Below are 4,304 nucleotides of genomic sequence, written 5' to 3'. Positions count from 1 at the left end.
TTCGCAAGAGATGCGATGGATGTCTGGTTATTTGTAGTCATAAATTTTAGTCCCCACTTGTTTTTAAGTGGGGACTAAATTAAGGCTTATAGGATGAATTCATAAGGTGTGTTCAGCGGACGCTTACAGTGAAGCTCAAAAAGCAGGATTTGAACCTAATATTGTCTGTAAAAGTAGCCAATGGGATTTCATAGTAAAAATGGTAGAGGCAAATATGGGCATAGCTATTCTTCCAGAAATTTACTGTAGAAAATTTAGTAACTTAAAAAAAATATACTTCAATAGTGATGATATGACCTGGCAATTACATATGGCTTGGCATAAAGGATTAGAGATCTCTCATGCAACAAAAGCCTGGTTAAATTTAGTAAATAAATATAGTCATGAAATAAGTCTTTAAAATTACATTTAGCATAAAATCTCTTATGCGAAGTCCAATATTAAATTAATCCCTTCACAAGGAAGAAGCTTGCTACAATGACCAATAAAACTGCAAAGCATTTCTTTAACATTGCTGGTGATAAAGCATGTGCCGCCTTCGCACCAAACTTAGCCGTAATGAAACTCATGATGCTAATGCCAATAAATGCATAAATATGCACATAACCAATGGTATTAGGTACATTAATCTCAGCATTTATACCAAAAATAATAAAACCTAATGCACCAGCAACAGCAATGGGGAGTCCACATGCCGCAGATGTTCCAACCGCCTTCTGCATGACCACACCATAGCGATTCAGGTACGGAACCGTCAGGCTACCGCCACCAATCCCAAAGATTGCTGATGCAACTCCAATCACACTACCAGCAGCAATTTGTTGACCTGATGAAGGTAAAGTTTTCGTTGGATCAATTACTTTTTTGGCACCTGTAAACATGGTATAGGCAACCCAAATCAGAAATAAGCCAACAATGATTTGTAGATGTAATCCTGATATCAAACCTGCAATACCCGCCCCAAAAAAGCAACCAATCGCCATGGGTGGTGCTAGATTTTTAAATACCGACCAAATCACAGCCCCATTTTTATGATGCGCCATCAATGAGCTAATCGAAGTAACAACAATGGTTGCTAAAGATGTGCCTAATGCGAGGTGCATAACCACATCGGGGTCATAACCCATTTGAGTAAAGACAATAAAAAGCAGTGGCACAATAATCGTACCACCGCCGACACCAAACAGCCCTGCTGCAAAACCAGCAAAAGCACCGATGACTAAAAAGGTTATAAGTTCCACAATAGACTAACTTTAAAAAATGAAAGGATTAAGGCGTTGAATTAAGCGTGTTCCAACTGACCCACTTGATGATAAGCACGGTTAAAATACACCAGGCTTTCTTCTTGATCGCTTTGTTGAACTTGAAGCACACGACACATGAAAATACTGTGTGTACCCACTTGCTGAATGTCCTGAATTTCACAGTCAAAACTGACCAAGGCATCTTGCAAAATAGGTGAACCAGTTTCCAACGCACTCCACTCACCTAAGTTGAAACGCTCTTCAGAACTGAATTTACTTGAAGCAAAAGCATTTGAAAGCTGTTCATGCTGAGTACTTAGTACGTTTACAGCCAAGACTTTATTTTCAACAAAATGGGCATGTGAACGGGAGGATTGATTCATACAGACCAATAACGTTGGCGGTGTATCCGTCACGCTACATACGGCAGATGCAGTAAATCCATGCATACCTGCTTTACTCGCAGTCGTAATAACATTCACTGCTGTGGTGAGTAAAGACATTGCATTTCTAAAGTCTGTTGCTTCAATCATCTCTTTCATCTCAAATGTACATATCACGTGCTCGTGCTTTAAGTAGAACAAATCATCTTGCAATAATTTGCCCCTGCTTCGCACGAGACTACGTTTGATTAAGCTTCTAGCTCTTTACGAACAATGGCAGCACCTGCGCTTAAAGCCTCAAGCTTGCCACGTGCAACTTGGCGAGAAAGTGGTGTCATACCACAGTTGGTTGAAGGATAGAGTTTATCTGCATCAACAAATTGAAGTGCTTTACGTAAGGTATTCGCCACTTCTTCTGCAGTTTCAACTTTGCTAGTTGCTACATCAATGGCACCCACCATCACTTTCTTACCACGGATCAATTCAATCAAATCCATTGGTACACGTGAGTTTTGGCATTCAAGTGAAATAATATCGAGCTTAGATTGTTGTAGTTTCGGGAATGACTCTTCGTATTGACGCCATTCATTACCTAAAGTTTGTTTCCAATCTGTATTGGCTTTAATGCCGTAACCATAGCAAATATGAACTGCAGTTTCACATTTTAGACCTTCAAGTGCACGTTCTAAGGTTGGTACACCCCAGTCATTCACTTCATCAAAGAATACGTTAAACGCAGGTTCATCAAATTGGATAATGTCTACGCCTGCTGCTTCAAGTTCTAAAGCTTCTTGGTTCAAAATTTTGGCAAATTCCCAAGCCAGTTTTTCACGGCTCTTGTAGTGTCCGTCAAAAAGTGTATCAATCATGGTCATTGGACCAGGCAACGCCCATTTAATTGGCTGACTGGTTTGGCTGCGTAAAAATTTCGCATCGTCTACAAACACTGCTTTTTTACGAGAAACTTCACCCACAACTGAAGGTACACTTGCATCATAACGATTACGAATACGCATGGTTTCACGCTTTTCGAAATCTACACCTTCAAGATGTTCAATAAACGTGGTTACAAAGTGCTGACGGGTTTGCTCACCATCACTCACGATATCGATACCTGCAGTGACTTGCTCATGTAATGATAATTTCAAAGCATCACGTTTAGCTTCTAATAATTCTTCGCCTTCAAGCTTCCATGCAGACCATAATTTTTCAGGTTCAGCTAACCAAGACGGTTTTGGCAAGCTACCCGCAGTTGAAGTTGGGAGTAAAAGTTTCGGTTGTGTAAGCGCCATGTCTAATCTTCTTTGTCTAAATTCGTAAATCTGTTTATCAATTTAATGGATTAAGCAGCTGTTTCGACTTCGAAATTTGCAGCCCATTCATTTAAAATGTCTTGATAAGGCTTAATGAAGTTTTCTTCCGTCCATTTACCTTGTTTAACTGCAAGCTCACCACGTTCCACACGGTCATAGACCACACGTGTAAGTGAATAATCGCCATAGCTTAGACTTGGTTGATACACCACACCTGCAGGAGAGTTGGTGTTGTAAATTTCAGGACGATAGATCCGTTGGAAACTTTCCATGGTCGCAATAGCACTGATCAATTCAAAATCAGTATAATCACGGACTAAATCGCCAGCGAAATAGAATGCTAATGGTGCATTACCACCTTCTGGTTTAAAGTAGCGTACACGTAAACCCATTTTGGCAAAATATTCATCGGTACGTGAATATTCATCATTTTTGTATTCCACACCCAAAATAGGATGTACGTTGGCTGTACGGAAATACGTTTTAGAGGTTGAAACGCTTAAGCAAATGACAGGTTGTTTTTTAAATTCTGCTTTAAATACATCTGAATTGACTAAATGTTGATAAAGCTTGCCATGTAGATTGCCAAAATCTTCAGGTTTTTCACCTACACCACAACCCAATTGTGGCAATACCACGCTGAAGTCGTAATCACGCACATAAGATGAGAAGCTATTGCCGATCATGCCTTCAATACGCTCACCTGTTTGATGGTCAATCACAACACTTTTAAGTGTTTCAATAAATGGGAAAGTTTGACCATTACCTTCAATATCAATTTCCGCAGAAATAATGTCAATCTCAAGTGAATAGCGATCACCTTTCGGGTTATCAACGGTTGCCAAGCTATTAAAACGGTTGTTGATCATCGCAAGGGTACGACGCAAGTTTTCTTCACGGCTTTCCCCACGTGCCAAATTGGCAAAGTTTGTGGTTAAACGTGTGTTTTCTGCTGGTGTATAATTCTCATCAAAACGGATACGTTTAATTGAACACTCAAATGCTGTACTCATGGAGATTGCCACCTAAAAATTTTATAAAAAGTTAAATTTCTGAATGGCTATATTTAAACGTGAATAAGAAAGTGAGTAAAACGATATAAATTCAGCTTAAGATGAGAAATACTCATCTTAATAAATTAAAGATGCTGAGGATTTTTAGTTATTCAGTAAGCTAAGCGGCTATCTAAAATCTTTATCTGAAATTGGTAATGTTTTTTGCAACTCTACCAAAGATAGAACCGTACCGGGTTTGTCGGAGAGTCAATATTCTGAGAGACTATTCCGATGAAAAAACCAAACTATACCCCTGAAATCAGAGAAAGAGCGGTTCAATTACTAATTGAATCTGAAAAAGATTATCCA

Annotated in this window: 5 protein-coding genes; 1 reads left to right on the top strand and 4 read right to left on the bottom strand. The window is 39.2% G+C overall.

The window, feature by feature from the left end:
* Positions 1-106: 106 nt before the first annotated feature.
* On the top strand, positions 107-400 hold the full coding sequence (locus FTV30_RS15640; protein ID WP_373683724.1) for a LysR substrate-binding domain-containing protein: 294 nt from the start codon (positions 107-109) through the stop codon (positions 398-400).
* A 40-nt stretch (positions 401-440) separates the two neighbouring features.
* On the opposite strand, the gene FTV30_RS15635 is transcribed toward FTV30_RS15640, so the two are convergent.
* The 4 genes from FTV30_RS15635 to FTV30_RS15620 all read right to left on the bottom strand — a co-directional run bounded on the left by FTV30_RS15635 (position 441) and on the right by FTV30_RS15620 (position 3,953).
* The gene (locus FTV30_RS15635) at positions 441-1,241 is read right to left on the bottom strand and encodes a sulfite exporter TauE/SafE family protein (RefSeq protein ID WP_005093808.1); all 801 of its coding nucleotides are present in this window, start codon (positions 1,239-1,241) and stop codon (positions 441-443) included.
* A gap of 41 nt (positions 1,242-1,282) precedes the next feature.
* The gene (locus tag FTV30_RS15630) at positions 1,283-1,777 is read right to left on the bottom strand and encodes a flavin reductase (RefSeq protein ID WP_005093807.1); all 495 of its coding nucleotides are present in this window, start codon (positions 1,775-1,777) and stop codon (positions 1,283-1,285) included.
* A 98-nt stretch (positions 1,778-1,875) separates the two neighbouring features.
* Positions 1,876-2,919 (bottom strand): methionine synthase, encoded by a 1,044-nt coding sequence (locus FTV30_RS15625; RefSeq protein ID WP_004733166.1) that lies wholly within the window; start codon positions 2,917-2,919, stop codon positions 1,876-1,878.
* A gap of 50 nt (positions 2,920-2,969) precedes the next feature.
* Positions 2,970-3,953 (bottom strand): putative oxygenase MesX, encoded by a 984-nt coding sequence (locus FTV30_RS15620; protein ID WP_159138861.1) that lies wholly within the window; start codon positions 3,951-3,953, stop codon positions 2,970-2,972.
* Between the last annotated feature and the right edge of the window lie 351 nt (positions 3,954-4,304).

Origin of the sequence: Acinetobacter sp. YH12255 (assembly GCF_013417355.1) — a bacterium.
GTDB lineage: Bacteria > Pseudomonadota > Gammaproteobacteria > Pseudomonadales > Moraxellaceae > Acinetobacter > Acinetobacter pseudolwoffii.
This window is presented reverse-complemented; position numbering and strand designations above follow the sequence as displayed.

Excerpts from the sequence above, each read along its gene's own strand:
- FTV30_RS15630 (WP_005093807.1), bottom strand. The coding sequence starts at position 1,777 with ATGATTGAAGCAACAGACTTTAGAAATGCAATGTCTTTACTCACCACA.
- FTV30_RS15625 (WP_004733166.1), bottom strand. The coding sequence starts at position 2,919 with ATGGCGCTTACACAACCGAAACTTTTACTCCCAACTTCAACTGCGGGT.
- FTV30_RS15620 (WP_159138861.1), bottom strand. The coding sequence starts at position 3,953 with ATGAGTACAGCATTTGAGTGTTCAATTAAACGTATCCGTTTTGATGAG.